Below are 18,081 nucleotides of genomic sequence, written 5' to 3'. Positions count from 1 at the left end.
CCAAAATAGAAAACGCTTTCTATTAATCAATTTAATATATTGATAATGATATGTCAACCGGTCATCTGATGACCTGAAATTTCAGTACAAAAAAATAAGAAGCTCCTCTACAATTAGGAACTTCCTTTTTTGTCTTGATAATATTTTTTCAACACGTTTTCAACATTTTCTAAGTGCTCAATGATAAGCTTTTGAGCTTGAATTGCATCCTGATCCTTAATGGCTTGATAAATTCTCGAATGGTCTTGATACAGCCGTTCAGTCGTTGCTTGCTTTGAAAAAAGCCACAATCGACGCGTCTCCCTCATAGATTCAACCATCATTCCAGAAACATTGCTCATTAATCCTTTTAATATTGGATTATGCGTTGCATCTGCTATGGCAAGATGAAACTTAAGGTCCGCTTTTTCACCGAGTTCCTCATCACTGAGTCCTTCTCTCATTACTTCTATTAGCTCAGACATTATTTTCAAATCTTCTTCTTTCCGATTTATAGCTGCTGAACCCGCTGCACCAACCTCTAAAATTTTACGAACCTCTAATAAATGAACGATATCTGTTTCATTCATTAGAACTGCCGTTGATAAAGGCAACGTTAGCATCATCGGATCAAACTCTCGAATATATGTGCCTTCCCCTTGCTTCATTTCAACTAAACCCATCGCTCGTAATGCACTAAGTGCCTCACGAACTGCTGACCGTCCCACATTAAAGCTTTCAGCCAACTGTTGAACAGAATTCAATTTATCTCCAGGTTTTAGCTCTCCATTTTTGATCATTTCTAAAAGAGCTTCTGCAACTTCTTCATTTATCTTTCTAGGTTTAATTTGTTTATATTCCATTACTTCACCCCTGTTAAAATCCACAATTATACCAACTATTTAAATTATACTATTAAATTGTTACTCAAATTAATAATATGAGAAAAAATTTTACCTATTCAATAACTACGATAAGTTTACACTATCATTATTTTTAAAAATTTTTGTTGATTTTTGGTTACGCTTACATTAATATTAAGTCATCCGATGACTCTATGATCAGTTATTTACATAACGATAATTATCTTATTACATTTTTGACCTAACAGATTTTAAATCAAGGTAAGATTAAAGGAGGTAAGATGGATGAACGTTGGAATTTTATCTTTAATTGCTTTAGTACCTATTTTTTCGATTTTTTTATTTCTGGTTATTTTGAAATGGCCAGCAACTCGCGCAATGCCTATTTCACTTATTGTAACCGCTTTAACAGCTGTGTTTTTCTGGGGAACAAAAGCAAATGTTGTAGCCGGAGCAGCTCTTAATGGTGTTGGTACCGCGATAGATGTCATGTTTATTGTATTCGGTGCCGTTCTTTTATTAAACACAGTAAAGGAAAGTGGAGCCATTTCTACAATCCGCCAAGGATTTATTACGATCTCTCCCGACAGAAGAATTCAAGCAATCATTATCGCTTGGTTGTTCGGGGCATTCATCGAAGGTGCAGCAGGTTTTGGTACACCTGCAGCTATTGCAGCCCCTCTACTAGTAGCCATTGGGTTTCCAGCTATGGCAGCTGTTTTAGTTGCTTTAATCATCCAAAGTACACCGGTGTCTTTTGGAGCAATTGGAACACCGCTTCTTGTCGGTGTTAACGGTGGTCTAATTGATCAACCCACAGTATTAGCATCAATTGGTTCAATGGAATATAGTGAATATTTATTACAAATTGTCGCTAATGTAGGACTTTTTCATGCCATTGTAGGATTTTTAATTCCACTTATTATGGTTGGAATGTTAACTCGTTTCTTCAGTAAAACCCGTTCGTTTACGGAAGGCTTAAAGGTATGGAAGTTTGCTTTATTTGCTGGAATCGCTTTTACGGCTCCATATTATTTTATTGCCCTATTCCTTGGTCCAGAGTTTCCCTCTCTAATAGGGGCATTAATTGGATTATTAATCGTCATTCCATCGGCAAAAGCTGGTTTATTTATGCCAAAGAAGGAAGAGATTTTTGATTTTGAAGATCGTAGTCAATGGGAAAAGGATTGGATTGGTAAATTAAACCATGAACAACCAAAAGTCATAGAAGGTAATAAAAAGATTTCGTTAGTAATGGCTTGGGTTCCATATTTGTTAGTTGCCGTTTTATTAGTTATGACAAGGGTTATCGAAGAAGTAAAAGCTTTAATTACACATACTAATGTAACGATTTTAATTGAAGATGTATTTGGTTCAGGAATTGCAATTAAATCTACTCCGCTATATTTACCGGGTGCTATTTTTATCGTCGTATCTATCATTACATATTTCTTACACGGTATGAAAGCAAAAGATTATATGAAAGCATGGTCAGATTCGTTTAAAACAGTTGTAACTGCTGGAGCGGCCTTAATCTTTGCTGTACCAATGATTAAAATCTTTATTAATACACAAACAGAGGAATTAGCAAGTATGCCACTTGTTTTAGCGGAAGGTGTATCGAATTTAACCGGTTCATTATGGCCTGTATTCGCTCCAACAATAGGGGCACTTGGAGCTTTCATAGCAGGAAGTAATACCTTTAGTAATATGATGTTCTCATTATTTCAGTTTGGAACTGCTGAGAGCATTGGCCTATCCGCTGATGGGGCAAGCTATGTGGTTGCCCTTCAAGCAATTGGCGGTGCAGCAGGAAATATGATTTGCGTTCACAATGTAGTAGCTGCATCTGCAACAGTTGGTTTAGTCGGTCAAGAAGGGGCACTAATTCGAAAAGCACTGATTCCAATGACATACTATGTATTGGCGGCTGGAACACTGGGTATGGCGGTGATTGCAGGAGGCTTCAGCTTCTGGTTCTTTATCTACGGAGCAGTCGTAATTGGTTTTATTCTTCTAATGATCTCAAATAAAGGAAAACGTACAAAAGATGCAAAAAGTCCGAAGTCATTCACGGCGTAGAAAAAAAATAAATAAAAACGATATATAGGACACACCTATATATCGTTTTTTATTATTAAAAAGCAATATTTAATAGATATGGAGAGTGAACAATGTTACGACCTTCATTAGCCAAAAACATAATTTCAGAAGTAAGAAGGTTACTAGATGAAGATTTAATAGTTGTTGATATAAATGGCATTATTATTGCTAGTACTGATGAAAGCAGAATCGGTTCATTTCATGAGGGGGCCCTTGCCTCTTATCGTGAACGAAATAAAGTGATTATAACAGAAAAAGATCAAAGTATTTTAAAGGGCGTTAAGGCTGGTATCAATTTACCTGTTTTCTTTCAGCAACAAATTGTCGGTGTAATAGGAATTACAGGAAATCCGAAAAAAGTTTCACAGTATGGTGAAGTTCTAAGAAAAATGACAGAGTTACTCATTAAAGAAAGTTACTATTCAGAACAAATAGAATGGCAGTCACGCACACTTGAAGCTTTTGTTTTTGATTGGATTCAACAAAAAGAATGGTCAAAAGCTTTTAAAGATCAAGCAGAATTACTTGGGGTGGATTTAAGTATCGATAGACAAGTAATTATGGGTCATTATTTGCATGATAATGAAAACTTAATCCAGCGAAATGTCTGGCAGGATGTCATGCAGACATTTATGACGGACAGCAAGGATGTCTTTGTACGATGGGGCAATGAACGATTTATTTTATTACATGGAGTAACAGGAAAAGAAAAAAAAGAAAAAATCCTTTATTACACTCAACAACTAAAAACATTTTTCAAAGAAAAATATAACCAATCTATTTCAATCGGAATTGGTCATGTTGTCTCAGCAAGTTATGTTTATCAATCATTTGAGCAGGCTGAAAGAGCCTTAGCTGTTGCTAAGCGAACAACTGGCATTGTTTTTGATGATGATCTGCGATTAGAAATGTGCATACAAGATATTAAAGAGCAAACGCGTATTGAATTTGTTAACCGTACAATTGGAACGATCGTAGAAGACAGTGAGTTATTAGATACGCTCAAAACTTTCATCGTCAAGAATCAATCGTTTAAAAATACGGCGGATGAGCTTCATATTCATATCAACACCCTTCACTACAGATTAAAAAGAATTGAACAAATAACAAATCTAAACCCGAGAGATTTCCATGATATGACAACATTATACCTTGCTACTATATTTTTGGATAATCATCCAAAAATAAGTTTTGAAAACGTTTAAATTTAAGAGGATTAACTATATTTAATTATACTTTTTTCTTTTATGATTTAATTAAGCTATTTGAGAAAAAGTCGTAATTTCTTCACTTTACTACCGGAAGGATTGGTTTTTTTGATAACAAATGAAATAAAGTTAAAACTATGTAAAATAGTAGGTTCCGAAAACTATGATGACTCAAAAGTAGGCAGACTCGTTTATTCCTATGATGCTACTCCACAATTTCAGTCAATGCCTGACGCGGTAATTGCCCCTCGGAATACTCATGAAGTTTCTGAGATTGTTAGAATATGCAACGAAAATAGCATTCCTATTGTCCCAAGAGGATCGGGAACAAATCTTTGTGCAGGTACTTGTCCAACAGAGGGTGGAATTGTCATCCTTTTTAAACATATGAATTCAATTGTAGAAATAGATGAGGAAAACCTTACTGTAACAGTACAACCCGGGGTCATAACGTTAGATATGATTCATGCAGTTGAAGAAAAAGGCTTATTTTACCCGCCTGATCCTAGCTCTATGAAAATATCAACGATTGGCGGCAACATTAATGAAAATTCTGGAGGGCTTCGTGGTCTTAAATATGGTGTAACACGCGACTATGTGATGGCGTTAGAAATTGTATTAGCAAACGGAGAGATCATCAAAACTGGAGGTAAGCTTGCAAAAGATGTTGCTGGTTATGACTTAACCCGTCTATTTGTAGGGTCAGAAGGTACTCTTGGGATTATTACGGAAGCAACACTTAAACTAATCCCAATGCCTGAAGCTAAGATGACGATGCTTGCACTTTATCAAGATCTTGAAGCTGCAGCAAAAACAGTCTCAAAGATTATTGCAAGTAAAATCATACCAACAACACTTGAATTCCTAGATCAGCCAACACTGGAGGTAGTCGAGGCGCACGCTCAAATTGGCCTACCGACAGATGTAAAAGCTGTCCTCTTAATGGAACAAGATGGTCCAATCGAAGTTGTGAAACGTGATATGGAAAGAATGGCGACTATATGTGAACACGAAAATGCTGTATCTGTAAAAATAGCTGAATCTGAAGCAGAAGCTGACGGTCTTAGAACAGCACGTCGATCTGCACTTTCTGCTTTAGCAAGGCTGAAGCCAACAACCATTTTAGAGGATGCAACGGTTCCACGCTCTGAAATTGCAAAAATGGTAAAAGCTACAAATGAAATTGCTGAAAAGTACAACGTCAACATCTGTACCTTTGGTCATGCTGGTGACGGAAACCTCCATCCTACATGTTTAACAGATGTTCGTAATCATGAAGAAATTGAACGTGTTGAAAAAGCATTTGAGGAAATTTTCCAAAAAGCTATTGAGCTCGGAGGAACGATTACAGGTGAACACGGTGTCGGGGTGATGAAAGCACCATACTTAGAATTAAAGCTTGGTGAGACTGGCATTGCAGCAATGAGGGCAATTAAAGATTCCTTTGATCCTAATAATATTATGAATCCTGGTAAAGTATTTGCAAAAGACACAAGAAAACGAGTGGTGGTTACAAGATGACAACAGTAAAAGAACGCGAAAACATTCAACAACAATTCAAAGAGAGAATGAATGAAGACGACCTTCTAAATTGCATGCGTTGCGGCTTTTGTTTACCTACTTGCCCTACTTATATTGAATCGGGTTATCAAGAGTCACATTCACCGAGGGGACGTATTGCTGTAATGAAAGCAGTTGTAGATGGGATCATCGAACCTGATGAAGATGTAGAACGTTCACTTAACATGTGTTTAGGCTGTAGAGCTTGTGAACCGGTTTGTCCATCAGGAGTAAACTACGGCCATTTACTTGAAGAAGCGCGCGATATTATTAATCAAAACAAAAAACACTCTTTACCGGTCAGAACGATTCGCAAAGCAGTATTTGAAGGACTTTTTCCTTTTCCAAACCGTATGCGTACATTAACAGGACTAATCGGCTTCTATCAGCGCTCTGGCTTACAGCGTGTTGTCCGGACTAGCGGAATGATGAAGGTATTACCCGATAGCTTGTCATCAATGGAAAAGGTTCTACCGGAAATTCCAACTATAAAAGAGATGAAGAATCGTCCTTCTTACCTTCCAGCTCAAGCATCTGTAAAAAAGCGTGTTGCCTTTTTCTCTGGCTGCTTAATGGATACAATGTTTATGAGAACAAATGATTCTACAATGAAGCTTTTACAGTTAGTAGGTTGTGAAATTGTCATACCTACAGAACAGGCATGCTGCGGAGCCTTGCACGGACATAGCGGGGAAAAAAACACAGCAAAGGAGCTTGCAAAACGTAATATTACTGCCTTTGAAGAGTTGAATGTTGATTACATTATTACGAATGCCGGCGGCTGCGGCGCATTTTTAATAGATTATGGTCACCTTCTAAAAGACGAAACAGAGTGGGCAGAACGGGCTAAACAATTTTCAAGTAAGCTAAAAGATATTTCAAGTATTTTAGTTGACTTAGAGTTCCATAAGCGGAATTTAAGTCTACCTTCACAGGTGATTACTTATCAAGATTCATGCCATTTAAGGAATGTGATGAAAACATCATCACAACCTCGTACCCTATTAAAATCTATAAATAATATTGAATATCGTGAAATGCAGAACGCTGATCAGTGCTGTGGTTCAGCTGGAATCTATAATATTGTTGAATCTGAAATGTCGATGAAGATTCTTGACTCTAAAATGAAAGCAACTAAACAAACAGAAGCAGCGACAATCGTCACCGCAAATCCCGGATGTTTACTGCAAATGAAACTCGGTATTGAACGAGAAGGCCTTACAGGTAAAGTGCGTGCCGTCCATATTGCGGACCTGCTGCTTGAAGCCGAGCAGTCTTCTGTCAGATAAGAAAGATGTCATATTTAGTTCTGGTGTAATGAAAACATAGAATTGATAGATCATTTGCGCCAGAACTAAATAAAGAATTCTGTTAAACATCTATAGATAAAATGAAACATCTTGATTTCCTGTCTTAAGTGAGTGTTCCCCATCAAAATTATTTAGAGACTTAACAAAAATGAAAATAACACTGGAGCAAAAATAGATGTGAAAATCGCCGCTAATACCATTGCCATACCTGCAACAGCGCCTTGTAACTGTCCTTCCCTGGCAATTTCTGCTGTTCCTTGTCCATGAGCAATCGCTCCCATAGACAATCCACGTGATAATGGATCTGTAATTTTCGTTGCATCTAAAAACCATGGCCCAATCATTCCACCGATGATTCCAGTCGCAACAACAAAGGCTGCAGTCAAGGATAAATCTCCATATATCATATTCGCTACTTCAATGGCAATTGGAACAGTTGCTGACTTTACACTAAGAGATGCAATGATCGTATCCGTCAACTGAAATTGTTTGGCAATCCACACAATTGATAAAATCGTCGCGACAGTTCCAAGTACAAGCCCAGCACCAGCTGCAAGGCTATATCGTATGATCAATTTTCGATTTTTATATAATGGAACAGCTAAAGCGACTGTTGCGGGTCCTAAAAGGTATGTAATAACCTTCTTTGCCGGTTCATATTGTTCATATGGGATTCCTGTAGTAAGCAGAAGCAAAATAATCGTCGATGCACTAAAGAAAACAGGTGTTGTAAAAGGTAGTGGATATTTTCTTGCAATTATTCTTGAAAGTAGGTAGACCCCTATAGTAATAGTAATAAAAATTGGGGTTACAATCATCATCATAAACTTTTCTCCCCCTTCCTTTTAGATAAAAATTGAGTAACAAAACCTGTTACATATATTCCAACCAATGCACTTATCGTAATGGCAATCCCCAACAAAATACCGTACTCTAAAAATAAATCACCAAATTGGATTAATCCAACTGCTATTGGGATAAAAAAGAAAGCTAAATGTTTGATTAGAAAAGTTGCTGCTTTTTCTATAAGTGATAACGGGAAAATACCAGTCCCTAACAAGATAATTAGAATAAGCATCCCCATCACATTTCCTGGTAATGGAAGCTTAGTCCAACTTACTATGAAATAGCCGAGTTGATTAATTCCCCACAATATAACAAGTTGAAAAATAATGCCTCCAATATTCCGTATCAACCCGTTCTCCTCCCAATATAAATGTAATAATTTTGACTCTATAACAACATTTTCTTTAAAGGCATAATGGGTTGAAAAAGCCGTTTAAAGAAACGGAATGTTTCCAGCCTATTATGCCTAGCTAAAAGTTTCTCTACGTACACTTTGTATTATTTTAGTTACCAAGATATCCCCATCATTTGCTTCAATTGTTGTTAATTGGATCCGACAAAACGGTTTCACCCTGCATTCCAAACAACGCCTAAAGCAATCGACGACGACGACATCTACTTCGTCTTGATAATCACGCCGAAGAATATCTTTTACTTTACCAGCATCAGTTACTTCAATATTGCGTTCACAAAACTTAGCTACTTTCATTTTCATTCCTCCTCTTTAGAAAAGCGCAAGGCGCCCCTAATCGTCGACAAGCATAAGCCGAATAGGAATAAAAGGTGCTCAAATTTACCTTCAATTCCTATTTGACTAGACCTAGAGTCGATGGCGCCTGGAGCTAGACACCAAAACTAAGTTGAAAATTATATACTTTCTTACCTCTCTAAAAAAACACCCTAAAGGGTGTTTTTGGTGTCTTTATCCTTGATCATAGTGAGTAAATTGGATATCCAACGTACGAAGATATGTTTGCAGACCTGCATCTTGGATTGGGATAATGTAGGCAGGCTCCCCGGATTCATTGTGATGAGAGTGCCATAATCCCGGCGGAGTAACAAACGCCTTTCCTGTTTCCCACTCGATACGAATAGGGTCAATAATTTGTTTTGTAACAGGATCAATCTTATCTCCAACTAATGTATAAGTTCCCGGTGCAGCATAAGCAACAAAATCAAGAGCTACCGACTTATGGCTATGAGGAGCTTGATTGGATCCGACAGGCACAATACCAAACATTGCCCATAATACATGTGTAATCGTTAATGTTTGATCAAATTTTTGGTTGTTTAATAGGATAGAAATACGATTTTTCAAATGAGCATCTGGTGCATTCGCAACTTCATTCAATTTTTCCTTCGCTTGTTCAGCGGTAAATACCGTTGGCTTAAAACGTGCATCTGTAGCTTTTACCCCTAAATAATCAAGAAGTGGAGTATCTAAAATATAGTAAATCGTTGTATCTTGCATCGCTGTGTGAGTACTTACTGAACCAGATGGAAGAGTTACGAAATCTCCTTCCTTCCAGTCAATTGATTCTCCATTTACCTCTGTTGTGCCTGCACCAGAAATAATATAATATAATTCACTAGTTGCATTCGGTTGTGTTTTGATGGAATCTCCAGCATTAATTCGAATAAAGTTTGCTAGAAGTGATGGACTTGTTGCTGGGTATTTTGTTCGTAAATCACTAGATAGATCCAATTGAATGATACGTGTTTCACCTGAGTTATATATTTGAGGTCCAAACTCCTTAGCTGGGATCGGACTAATGATACTGCTTCCAACCGGATCAGCAGCTGTCGTATATTCATAAAAACGAGCATCACCAGTCCAGTTTTCATTGATCGTTCCAACAGAAAATTGTCCAGGTTGTTTATTTGTAGTCATATGTAATCCTCCTCATCACCTTTATGCTTTAATTTTATCCCGGTAGAATATATTTGTAAAATATATAATTTATATTACAATGATATAAAAAACATATAACTGTAAAGCAGGTGATAATCAATGGAGCTCCGCCAACTGCATTATTTTCTTACTGTAGCTGAAGAATTAAATTTTAGCCGCGCGGCTGAACGTCTTCGTATCACACAACCGCCCTTAAGCTTACAAATCCAAAATTTAGAAAAAGAGCTAGGGATTGACCTTTTTTATCGAAATAACCGACATGTAGAGTTAACTGATGCTGGGAAAATATTTTCAGAAGAAGTTCGCAAAATAATCGACCATATTGATCATGCTGTGGAGATTGCCCAACGTACACATCGCGGAGAAACCGGAAAACTCAGAATAGGCTTTGTTGGATCTGCAACCTATGACATCCTTCCTTATGTTCTACGAGAATTTCGAAGTTTGTATCCAGATGTCCAAGTACAGCTTCATGAAATGGCCACACCCGTCCAAATTGAGGCATTACGACAGGAGGAAATTGATGTAGGTTTTGTACGTCCTCCTGTTAATTACGATATAATACGTACTGAAATTGTATCCACTTCCCCTTGCGTGTTGGCGGTTCCTAAACAACACCCATTATTGGAGAAGAAAACCATTTCCCTTTCAGATCTTAATCACTACCCATTTGTCATGCTATCTCGGAAAACATGGGACGGACTCTATAACGACATTCTGAAATTATGTAACCCTGTCATTCACCAAGAAGCCCTCGAGTTCCAAACCGTCATTGGTTTAGTTGCAGCTGGTTTAGGAATCGCAGTGGTTCCAAAATCGGCAATAAACTTGCATACTCAAGATGTTGTATACATGGATCTCAAAGATCAATTACCTGTTGCTTCCATGGGTGTTTCTTGGCGACGAAACGATCAATCACCTTTAGTGAAAACCTTTATTAAGATGGCGAAGGAAATGGGGTGAAATATTGTATATTCCTAGTTTTGTACAATTTAAAATATTAGGTGCAATTTTACCTATTGCTCCCCGATACTAACGGTATTTTTTCATCCGAACTAAACACTTTAATCCCAAATTCATTAAGCGACGGACTGTTTTATGATTTAGGATGATTTTCTGATTACGTAATGCCAACGTAATACGACGATAGCCATATCGCCCTTAATTTTCTTCATAAATCTTTTGAATTTCTTTCTTTACTTCACTATATTTATCTGGACATCTATTTGTTTTATCCAATAATAATAATATGTGCTACGTGGAATATCAGCGATTTTTATTAATTCAATAATTTTATATTCATGCCTTAATTCATAGATCACTTGCGCTTTGTCTTTATCTGTAAGTTTTTCTTTATTAAGGCTTGTAACTTTTTTAAATATGCATTTTCCATCTTAAGCTTTTCTATTTCAGCACGTAGTGCTTCTTCTGATCCCTCTACTGGTTTATTATTAGATTTTTTCCACATAGATGTTGAACGCTCCTTTTCCTTTTGTTGAAGAGCGTCAATTCCCTGTGTTTCAAATAAAACCTTCCACCGGTACACGGCAGAAGAGGAAGAAACATTAAATACTGCGGTAGCTTCTTCGATGGACGCTCCCATCTCGTTCATGTAGTTAAGTACGTTCATTTTAAACTTAACAGAATAATTTGTATAGGATTCTTGTAAGCCAGCTACGCCATGAATTTCACTACCCACCTATGCAACATGGATTTACTAACGTTGTACTTTTTAGCTATTTTCCTTATAGATTCTACACCTTCAAGGTAGGTAGTAACAGCTGCTAGTATTATTTCTAAGGGATATTTCTTCATGAAAAAAAGCACCTCCAATTGTTAAGTGTATCAAACAATTGGGGTGCACTTCAGGTAACTGTCCCTATGTCCCTCTATAGGATGGTCGGCAAAAAAACGCCTCAAACCCTTGCATAAAAATGATTTTAGACGTTTCATTTATATCCGTTTAGTTTGGCCCCTCCTCTTTTAAAATTGGGTAGCGATAAATATGGATTAAACTAATGAAAAATCAACGTTTTCGACTTTTTATAGAAAATAAGTTAATAAAAATTAAAGTAATAAATTCTGTGCAATTAGGAGTATGTGGTCAACTACTTAACATTATCAAATAGCGCAATATTAATATAGTTATTAGAATAAAACGGTCTTATTATTAGGTTTGACTAGTTTTACCGGTTAAATTTTTTATATTTCCAGGTAAGCCCTAATTTGTTGTAGTTGTTATTCAACAAAACTCCGTATCAACTTTTTATACCTCCTTAATTAAAAAACCGACCTTTTCTCGTTCGAAGGTCGGTTTATCTACATGATTAATTTTTGGAATTATCTATTTTATTTTGATTGAGCGTTTTCATTTACAATTTGTGTAAGTGCCTCTTTGATTGGCGTAATTGGGCGACCAAGAACTTTTTCAAAATCATTGCTTTCAATTTCAAGTGAACCATTTCGAATGCTTTCTTGAATTCCTACTACAATCGGAATGACAAATTCAGGTAAACCTAAGCCTTTCATCATTTCGGCATATTCTTCGTCACCAACTTGTTGTACCGGTATTTCTTTGCCTAATACAGCACCAATAGCTTTTACTAATTCTTCTTGAGTTAAAAGAGGGCCAGAAAGTTCATAAACTGTATTTTCGTTCCCTTCACCTAAAAGAACTGCTGCCGCTGCATCTGCATAATCTTGTTGTAGTGCCCAACCAACTTTACCAGCTCCAGCAGAAGTTATCCATGGAGCTCCTGCCATAACACCTTGAATGCTACCAATTTCGTTTTCCAAATACCAATTATTACGCAAGAAAGAATACGGAATACCTGACTTCATGATGGCTGCTTCTGTCGCAACATGAGGTGGAGCCATTAAATTTTTGCTTTCTGTTGCATTTGCGATACTCGTGTATGCAATAAATTTTATCCCTGCACGTTCAGCTGCTTTCACTGCATTTGTATGTTGACGAATTCTTGTATCATTATCACCATCTGCAGAAATAATTAATAAACGATCAATCCCTTTAAAAGCATCATCTAATGTTTCTGGATGGTCAAAATCACCTTTTCGAACCTCTACTCCACGAGCTCGAAGTCCTTCTGCTTTCTCAGGATCTCGAACACTCACCGCCAGCTCACTCGCAGGTATGGATGTTAATAATGTCTCCACAACCTTAGATCCTAATTTTCCAGTAGCTCCTGTAACTAATATTTTCATTTATATTCCTCCAGTTCGGTCTCACTTGTAACAAATTTGATTACATGTATTTATTTTAGTTACATGTAATCATTTTGTCAACAGGTAAGGTTCCATATATTATTTTCTTCGTAATTTGGTATAATAAACTTGTAATCAAATTAATTACACTTAAAATTAGTAAACAGATTTGTTCGCAAGGGTGGTGACTGAACATGTCCATCAGCAGCAGATTCGCTGTCGGCATTCATATATTAGCTTTAATTGAATTAAATAAAGAAGGGATAACGTCTTCTGAATTTTTAGCATCCAGTGTGAACACAAACTCAGCAGTGATCAGAAAACTCATGGGAATGTTAAAAAACGCTGGTTTAATCGAGGTAAAACCAGGTATTGCAGGGGCTAAACTCTCAAAAGAATTATATGATATTACACTGTTTGACGTTTATAAAGCAGTGAATGTAGTACAGGAAAAAGAGCTATTTAGCATCCATGAAAACCCAAATCCAAAATGTCCTGTAGGTAGGAACATTCAGAATACAATCGAACCATTGTTCACATCAGCTCAGTTAGCTATGGAGAATATGTTGAGGAGCGTAACACTAGAGGATGTTGTGAAGGATATTGCTACGAATGAGAATAACTAGTAAAAAGGCATTCCAAAAATGGGATGTCTTTTTTAGCAGAGAGTTTGACCTATATTGAGTAAGAATACTTGAAATATTCCCCGCACCCACCTAGTTTGGCATCCATGATATCACTCTTTTGCATATAATAAACCTCAACTAATCCTTATTTTAGTACAATATAAAGCCCAGAAATAGCATTAAAAAAACCGCCAGAAATTAATCCCTGGCGGTCTTCGATGTAAAAACTTAATTTGTTTTTACAGGTGATTTTTCAAGATTCACCCACTGACCTTTTTCAGCTGATTCAAGAATCGCATCACTAATAACAGCAATTCGATATCCATCGTCAAAGTTAGGAGAAACTGTTGTATCATCCACAATTGATTTAATAAAGTCATACGCTTCAATAATCTTTGTTTCACCGTAACCAATCCCTAATGCAGGAATTGGCCATAAGCCTTCACCGTATGGATGAGCTGGTCCAGTGTAAACTGTTCTGAACCCTTTTGCATCTCCTGGATCGTCTGAGAAGCATACTTGGAGCTCATCACGACGCTCATAGTTAAAATAGATAGAACCCTTATCACCGTGGATTTCAAATGTTAGGAAGTTATTGCGTCCCCATGCATTACGAGTTGCTTCAATGCTTCCAACTGCACCATTTTCAAATTTGACTAATGTTGTGATTTCATCATCTACGTCTACTTTACCTTTAGGAACATCTCCTGCACTTTTTACTGTACCTAATTTGTCTGCGCCGCCTGATTGAACTGGTCTTTCTGGGATCCACGTTTTTGATACGGCATTGACATCTGTGATTTCCCCAACTAAGTAGCGGGCAAAATCAATAACATGTGTACCAATGTCACCTAGTGCACCTGATCCGGCAATTTCCTTTTGGAAGCGCCATGATAATGGTGAGTTAGGATCTGCAGACCAATCTTGAAGATATGTTCCACGGAAGTTTAAAATGTTTCCAATTCTACCTTCTTCAATATATTTTTTCGCAAGTGCAACAGCTGGTGTTCTTCTGTAGTTAAAAGCGACCATATGCTTTACACCTGCTGCTTCTACTGCATCTAACATTGTTTTTGTTTCGTCAGCATCTCTAGCTAAAGGTTTTTCACAGATTACATGTTTACCAGCTTTTGCTGCAGCAATGGCAATTTCAGCATGTGAATTATTTGGTGTCACTATATCAATAATGTCGATCTCTGGATTTTCAACTACCTCTCTCCAGTTAGATGAGTAGTTATCAAAACCTAATTTCGCTGCTGCTTCTTTTGCAATTTCATCTGTCACGTCAACAAGCGTGTGACGATGCGGGACAGCAGGTGCCGGCCAAAAAAACATTGGCATTCCCGCGTAAGCAAGAGCATGTGCCTTTCCCATAAATCCTCCGCCAATCATTCCTACGTTTAATTTTTTCATATTTATTCCCTCCAATTATTTAGTCTTCTATTATTTTGCAGCTTCTTGAATCGTATTTGGAGCTTCTTTTGAATATACAAGTTTCCAGGAATCTAATACATTATCCGGTGTTACTTTTAATGCGGGAACTGCTACATATGCAGGTGCTTCTTTTCCAAGCAAACCATATCCAGCTAAGATCGCTTCTGAGATTCCTTGATCATATGGAAGTTGTGCGCCTAAGCCTTTAATCATTCCATCTGATGCAATATCAATGGCAACTGTTGTTCCTAAGTCAATTGTTGTGATTACTAGGTCATTCCTTCCAGCGGTACGTGCTGCTGCTAATGCCCCTTCAGCAGGAACATCCCAAACGACGAACATTCCATCAAGATCTGGATTTTTTGTTAACATACCTGAAGCAACCTTCTCTCCATCGTTAGGTGCCACAATTCCTCCACGCTCTACGATCTTTATGTCAGGATATTTTTCTGTTATTGTTTTCTCAAATGCTTCAACACGTTGCTTTGTAACAAAATAATCTGCATCATGATAAACAACACCGATATTTCCTTTTCCACCTAATTCTTCTGCCATGATTTCAGCTGCTTGAACTCCATTGCCATAGTTATCAGCAGATACAACACTGACATAATCTTTACCAGCTTCTAAATTATTTGGCTTATTATCCATAAAGACTACTTTGACACCCGCATCAGCCGCTTTCTTAAATGCCGATGCTGTAGACACAGGGTCAACAGGGATCCCAACGATGATATCTGGATCTTTAGCTAATACTGTTTCAATATCTGATACTTGTTTTTCTGCTTTAAATTGCGCGTCTGTTACTGCTACTATCTCAATTCCCATTTTGGAAAATGTTGCTTTCAACCCTTCAATTTGTGCTGTAGCCCAGTCATTTCCAGCATAGTGCATGACAATAGCTGCCTTATAGTTACCATCTTTAATCTTTTGAACTTCCTCTTCTGTTAGCTCAAGTGTTTTTGCGGAGACAGCCGACTCTCCATCAGGCCCTTTACTTAAGATTTCTTGATCAGGAATTTCCTGGTTAATGACGATAGGACCATATGCTTCTGTTGTGTCTTGTTCTTCTGAACCTTGATCTTGATCACTTGTTTCAGAGGTAGTAGAACTTCCTTGACTGCATCCTACAAGACCTAGCATTGTTGCTAACAAAACCATAGATAAAATAGAAAGTAACTTTTTCATATCGAGTCCCCCTTGTTTTGGACAATCTTTAATTTGATGTCAAAGATTCATATTTTGAAAGATATTTACGACTAATTTCTGCACCAACCTTTGGATCTTGGTAGCTATCAAGTTCAACTGTTATCCACCCATCATATTGAGCTTCGTCTAATACTTTAAGCATTGCATCAAAGACTTGATCTCCATCCCCTAATGGTAAAAACTCTCCGTTTTGATAATCTTTAAGATGAACATATTTAATACGATCGATGTATTTTCTCATGACCTCCACTGGATCTCCTCCACCCGCTTCAATATGAGCTGTGTCTGGGCATAAGTTAATCATGGTTAGAGGCATTAATTTTTCTAATTGTTCCGGTGACTGAACACAAGTACCTAAGTGTGGATGGTAGCTAGCAATGAGACCATATTTTTCCGCAATATGACTGACTTTATCTAATGCTTCACCTAAATCTTTGTAATCGCTCTCTAAAATACCTTTAGCTCGAACGGCTCCTCCACCAACAACTAGGTGCTCTGCTCCTAGAGTAGATGCTAGAGCAGCAACTTCTTCAATTTTCACTAATTCATCTTCTAAAATGTCCGGAAAGATAAAGTTCCCACCAGTATAAACTCCGATAAAGTCTAACGAATTTTTTTCAACGAGTCTCTTAAACTCTTCTTCTTTTCCTTTATATTGCATTAGATTTCCATCAAAAAGCTCAAAGCCCTGATAGCCTGCTGCAGCAATATCTTCCAACGCTTCCTCCGTTGAGCCATTTGCAAGATAGTATGCATCTTTTACTGACGTTACACCTGCAGGATGGCCAACTACGCCTCCCCAAGTGTTCGTTTGATAACCTAACTTCATTATGTTCCTCCTAATTCAAATGATGATATTGAACAATACTCCCGGCCAAGAAATGAAACTGTAGACTTACGGTGGATTCTAACCATTATAGAATCCACACCTTAGTTCTTAGTAGATTTCAGATATCTTTTGTTTTAAGAATTCAATTGATGTTTTTGCGTACCAATCTGGTTCTGATTGTCTAGAATGGAAACCAACTTCCATTGAAAGATATCCATCATAATTAATGTCCTTTAAAGCTTTTAACACCGCATCGAAGTCACATCTTCCTTCTCCTGGAGGAAGGCGATCATTATCCGAAATATGAACATGGTGTAATTTTTCCTTCATGCGATAAACATAATCACTAGGTACTTCATTTCGATAAAGTGCATGGAATGTATCAAACATTACTTTCACATTATCCATTTCTGATTCCTCGGCTAAAAGAAGTGCATCATCAGCAGTTTCTATTAAATTACTATCAGCAGGAGTAGGTTCAACAACTAACGTGATGCCAAAATCTTTTGCATAATTTGCAACTTCTCTTAAACCTTCTAAGCTATAATTCCAAGCATCCTGCTGTGATGTTCCAAATGGTACCCATCCAGCAATCCACATAACAGTTGGACATTCCCAATCATGTGCTAATCTAACAACATCTTTATAATGCTGAATCGTAAATTCTCTTTCCTCTTTAATTGGTGAGCTTGGATTCATACCAGGACCACCACCTGGAGCTGGTAGCATAGCTGAAACTTTTAAGTTCTTTTCTTTTAATAGATTAAATATTTCTTGTCTTCTCTCTGGTGATAAATAATCTGGCCAAGCATGAGGACTTGCGCAGCCAATTTCAATTGCATCGTATCCAAATGATGATAAACGGTTAATTACTTCCTCTAGAGGATAAGAAGGTACCCAAGCTGGAAAACTGCTATAAACCCATGTATTGAAAGAAATGCCCTTTAACATACAACATCAACTCCTATTTTTTGAGAATC

The 18,081-nt window shown here is 37.2% G+C and carries 18 protein-coding genes and 1 pseudogene; 6 read left to right on the top strand and 13 right to left on the bottom strand.

Annotated elements, in window-relative coordinates:
* Positions 1-113: 113 nt before the first annotated feature.
* On the bottom strand, positions 114-842 hold the full coding sequence (locus COD11_RS05745) for a FadR/GntR family transcriptional regulator (RefSeq protein WP_098795805.1): 729 nt from the start codon (positions 840-842) through the stop codon (positions 114-116).
* Between the two features lie 285 nt (positions 843-1,127).
* Here COD11_RS05745 and COD11_RS05740 point away from each other — a divergent pair, with 285 nt between their 5' ends.
* From COD11_RS05740 to COD11_RS05725, 4 genes are all read left to right on the top strand, one after another.
* The gene (locus tag COD11_RS05740) at positions 1,128-2,924 is read left to right on the top strand and encodes an L-lactate permease (RefSeq protein WP_098795804.1); all 1,797 of its coding nucleotides are present in this window, start codon (positions 1,128-1,130) and stop codon (positions 2,922-2,924) included.
* Positions 2,925-3,016: 92 nt separating this feature from the next.
* Positions 3,017-4,150 (top strand): CdaR family transcriptional regulator, encoded by a 1,134-nt coding sequence (locus COD11_RS05735; protein WP_098795803.1) that lies wholly within the window; start codon positions 3,017-3,019, stop codon positions 4,148-4,150.
* Between the two features lie 111 nt (positions 4,151-4,261).
* Positions 4,262-5,674 (top strand): glycolate oxidase subunit GlcD, encoded by a 1,413-nt coding sequence (gene glcD / locus COD11_RS05730; RefSeq protein ID WP_098795802.1) that lies wholly within the window; start codon positions 4,262-4,264, stop codon positions 5,672-5,674.
* Positions 5,671-7,002: a (Fe-S)-binding protein gene (locus COD11_RS05725; protein ID WP_098795801.1), complete on the top strand. Its 1,332-nt coding sequence runs from the start codon at positions 5,671-5,673 to the stop codon at positions 7,000-7,002. The genes glcD and COD11_RS05725 overlap by 4 nt, the downstream gene beginning before the upstream one ends.
* A gap of 152 nt (positions 7,003-7,154) precedes the next feature.
* Here the strand turns inward: COD11_RS05725 and COD11_RS05720 are convergent, their stop codons facing one another.
* The 4 genes from COD11_RS05720 to COD11_RS05705 all read right to left on the bottom strand — a co-directional run bounded on the left by COD11_RS05720 (position 7,155) and on the right by COD11_RS05705 (position 9,760).
* Complete coding sequence (locus COD11_RS05720) at positions 7,155-7,847, bottom strand: LrgB family protein (RefSeq protein WP_098795800.1); 693 nt, start codon at positions 7,845-7,847, stop codon at positions 7,155-7,157.
* Positions 7,844-8,218, bottom strand: a complete 375-nt coding sequence (locus COD11_RS05715) for a CidA/LrgA family protein (protein ID WP_212136230.1) — start codon at positions 8,216-8,218, stop codon at positions 7,844-7,846. Before COD11_RS05715 ends, COD11_RS05720 begins: the two co-directional genes overlap by 4 nt.
* Positions 8,219-8,335: 117 nt before the next feature.
* Positions 8,336-8,578, bottom strand: coding sequence for a DUF1450 domain-containing protein (locus COD11_RS05710; protein WP_176550993.1), 243 nt, complete (start codon positions 8,576-8,578; stop codon positions 8,336-8,338).
* Positions 8,579-8,791: 213 nt separating this feature from the next.
* Positions 8,792-9,760 (bottom strand): cupin domain-containing protein, encoded by a 969-nt coding sequence (locus COD11_RS05705; protein WP_098795798.1) that lies wholly within the window; start codon positions 9,758-9,760, stop codon positions 8,792-8,794.
* A 120-nt stretch (positions 9,761-9,880) separates the two neighbouring features.
* Here COD11_RS05705 and COD11_RS05700 point away from each other — a divergent pair, with 120 nt between their 5' ends.
* Positions 9,881-10,744 carry a LysR family transcriptional regulator gene (locus COD11_RS05700; protein ID WP_098795797.1) on the top strand — a complete coding sequence of 288 codons (864 nt, stop codon included), beginning with the start codon at positions 9,881-9,883 and terminating at the stop codon, positions 10,742-10,744.
* A 69-nt stretch (positions 10,745-10,813) separates the two neighbouring features.
* On the opposite strand, the pseudogene COD11_RS27955 reads toward COD11_RS05700, so the two are convergent.
* From COD11_RS27955 to COD11_RS05680, 4 genes and pseudogenes are all read right to left on the bottom strand, one after another.
* A pseudogene (locus COD11_RS27955) lies at positions 10,814-10,930 on the bottom strand (IS3 family transposase); the annotation flags it as partial.
* 169 nt (positions 10,931-11,099) lie between these two features.
* Positions 11,100-11,480: a helix-turn-helix domain-containing protein gene (locus COD11_RS05690; protein WP_098795795.1), complete on the bottom strand. Its 381-nt coding sequence runs from the start codon at positions 11,478-11,480 to the stop codon at positions 11,100-11,102.
* Positions 11,456-11,596 (bottom strand): transposase, encoded by a 141-nt coding sequence (locus tag COD11_RS27950; protein WP_098795794.1) that lies wholly within the window; start codon positions 11,594-11,596, stop codon positions 11,456-11,458. The genes COD11_RS05690 and COD11_RS27950 overlap by 25 nt, the downstream gene beginning before the upstream one ends.
* A 534-nt stretch (positions 11,597-12,130) precedes the next feature.
* The gene (locus COD11_RS05680) at positions 12,131-13,003 is read right to left on the bottom strand and encodes an SDR family oxidoreductase (protein WP_098795793.1); all 873 of its coding nucleotides are present in this window, start codon (positions 13,001-13,003) and stop codon (positions 12,131-12,133) included.
* A gap of 194 nt (positions 13,004-13,197) precedes the next feature.
* On the opposite strand from COD11_RS05680, the gene COD11_RS05675 reads away from it, so the two are divergent.
* Entirely contained in the window at positions 13,198-13,629 is a 432-nt protein-coding gene (locus tag COD11_RS05675) for an Rrf2 family transcriptional regulator (protein ID WP_098795792.1), read from the top strand.
* A gap of 228 nt (positions 13,630-13,857) precedes the next feature.
* On the opposite strand, the gene COD11_RS05670 is transcribed toward COD11_RS05675, so the two are convergent.
* The 4 genes from COD11_RS05670 to COD11_RS05655 all read right to left on the bottom strand — a co-directional run bounded on the left by COD11_RS05670 (position 13,858) and on the right by COD11_RS05655 (position 18,052).
* Entirely contained in the window at positions 13,858-15,042 is a 1,185-nt protein-coding gene (locus COD11_RS05670) for a levoglucosan dehydrogenase (RefSeq protein ID WP_098795791.1), read from the bottom strand.
* Between the two features lie 30 nt (positions 15,043-15,072).
* The gene (locus tag COD11_RS05665) at positions 15,073-16,251 is read right to left on the bottom strand and encodes a substrate-binding domain-containing protein (protein ID WP_098795790.1); all 1,179 of its coding nucleotides are present in this window, start codon (positions 16,249-16,251) and stop codon (positions 15,073-15,075) included.
* A 28-nt stretch (positions 16,252-16,279) separates the two neighbouring features.
* Complete coding sequence (locus tag COD11_RS05660) at positions 16,280-17,101, bottom strand: sugar phosphate isomerase/epimerase family protein (RefSeq protein ID WP_098795789.1); 822 nt, start codon at positions 17,099-17,101, stop codon at positions 16,280-16,282.
* Between the two features lie 108 nt (positions 17,102-17,209).
* Complete coding sequence (locus COD11_RS05655) at positions 17,210-18,052, bottom strand: sugar phosphate isomerase/epimerase family protein (protein WP_098795788.1); 843 nt, start codon at positions 18,050-18,052, stop codon at positions 17,210-17,212.
* Between the last annotated feature and the right edge of the window lie 29 nt (positions 18,053-18,081).

Source organism: Bacillus sp. AFS040349, assembly GCF_002577655.1.
Taxonomy (GTDB): Bacteria; Bacillota; Bacilli; order Bacillales; family Bacillaceae; genus Metabacillus.
Note: the sequence above shows the minus strand (reverse complement) of the source record. Positions and strands in the feature narration are given on the sequence as shown.

Excerpts from the sequence above, each read along its gene's own strand:
- COD11_RS05745 (WP_098795805.1), bottom strand. The coding sequence starts at position 842 with ATGGAATATAAACAAATTAAACCTAGAAAGATAAATGAAGAAGTTGCA.
- COD11_RS05740 (WP_098795804.1), top strand. The coding sequence starts at position 1,128 with ATGAACGTTGGAATTTTATCTTTAATTGCTTTAGTACCTATTTTTTCG.
- COD11_RS05735 (WP_098795803.1), top strand. The coding sequence starts at position 3,017 with ATGTTACGACCTTCATTAGCCAAAAACATAATTTCAGAAGTAAGAAGG.
- COD11_RS05725 (WP_098795801.1), top strand. The coding sequence starts at position 5,671 with ATGACAACAGTAAAAGAACGCGAAAACATTCAACAACAATTCAAAGAG.
- COD11_RS05720 (WP_098795800.1), bottom strand. The coding sequence starts at position 7,847 with ATGATGATGATTGTAACCCCAATTTTTATTACTATTACTATAGGGGTC.
- COD11_RS05710 (WP_176550993.1), bottom strand. The coding sequence starts at position 8,578 with ATGAAAGTAGCTAAGTTTTGTGAACGCAATATTGAAGTAACTGATGCT.
- COD11_RS05705 (WP_098795798.1), bottom strand. The coding sequence starts at position 9,760 with ATGACTACAAATAAACAACCTGGACAATTTTCTGTTGGAACGATCAAT.
- COD11_RS05700 (WP_098795797.1), top strand. The coding sequence starts at position 9,881 with ATGGAGCTCCGCCAACTGCATTATTTTCTTACTGTAGCTGAAGAATTA.
- COD11_RS27950 (WP_098795794.1), bottom strand. The coding sequence starts at position 11,596 with ATGAAGAAATATCCCTTAGAAATAATACTAGCAGCTGTTACTACCTAC.
- COD11_RS05680 (WP_098795793.1), bottom strand. The coding sequence starts at position 13,003 with ATGAAAATATTAGTTACAGGAGCTACTGGAAAATTAGGATCTAAGGTT.
- COD11_RS05675 (WP_098795792.1), top strand. The coding sequence starts at position 13,198 with ATGTCCATCAGCAGCAGATTCGCTGTCGGCATTCATATATTAGCTTTA.
- COD11_RS05670 (WP_098795791.1), bottom strand. The coding sequence starts at position 15,042 with ATGAAAAAATTAAACGTAGGAATGATTGGCGGAGGATTTATGGGAAAG.
- COD11_RS05665 (WP_098795790.1), bottom strand. The coding sequence starts at position 16,251 with ATGAAAAAGTTACTTTCTATTTTATCTATGGTTTTGTTAGCAACAATG.
- COD11_RS05660 (WP_098795789.1), bottom strand. The coding sequence starts at position 17,101 with ATGAAGTTAGGTTATCAAACGAACACTTGGGGAGGCGTAGTTGGCCAT.
- COD11_RS05655 (WP_098795788.1), bottom strand. The coding sequence starts at position 18,052 with ATGTTAAAGGGCATTTCTTTCAATACATGGGTTTATAGCAGTTTTCCA.